Source organism: Hymenobacter glacialis, assembly GCF_001816165.1.
Taxonomy (GTDB): Bacteria; Bacteroidota; Bacteroidia; order Cytophagales; family Hymenobacteraceae; genus Hymenobacter; species Hymenobacter glacialis.
In genome coordinates this window covers 1-522 of record NZ_MDZC01000124.1, presented here as the reverse complement: position 1 = coordinate 522, position 522 = coordinate 1, and the positions used below count along the sequence as shown (strand labels likewise).

Here is a 522-nt window from a genome sequence, read left to right as displayed (position 1 = left end):
TCGCGTCCTTCGTCGCCTCTGAGACCCTAGGCATCCCCCGTGTGCTCTTGCTTACTTCGCTTTCGTACCGCTGACCCCATTGCTGGGGTCTGCTCATTCTCTTGCGAGAACAAGCGCGCTACGCTTCGTTTTTGTTACCCCTTACGTCAAAGAACGTGTACTACTCTGGTGTTTAGTAGTGTCGTGACTGACTTCCTATCGAAGTCGGTCGGTGTCACAGAATCCTGAACTTTTCAGACCACCTGGCAAAACCAAGTGGGCCTGCGTGGACTCGAACCACGGACCTCTACATTATCAGTGTAGCGCTCTAACCACCTGAGCTACAAGCCCGTATTCGGATTCAAGTATTATTTGAATGAAGGAAAAGACAACAGTAAAGTTGTAATTGCAAGCGTATCACGCCGCGAACTCACGAGTCGAACTGCTCCAGAAAGGAGGTGATCCAGCCGCACCTTCCGGTACGGCTACCTTGTTACGACTTAGCCCTAGTTACCTGTTCTACCCTAACTGGCTTCGTTGCGG

The 522-nt window shown here is 51.3% G+C and carries 1 tRNA gene and 1 rRNA gene; both read right to left on the bottom strand.

Going from position 1 to position 522, the window contains the following annotated elements:
* Nucleotides 1-256: 256 nt before the first annotated feature.
* A tRNA-Ile gene (locus BEN48_RS17170) sits at nt 257-330 on the bottom strand.
* A gap of 100 nt (nt 331-430) precedes the next feature.
* A 16S ribosomal RNA gene (locus BEN48_RS17165) occupies nt 431-522 on the bottom strand; the annotation flags it as partial.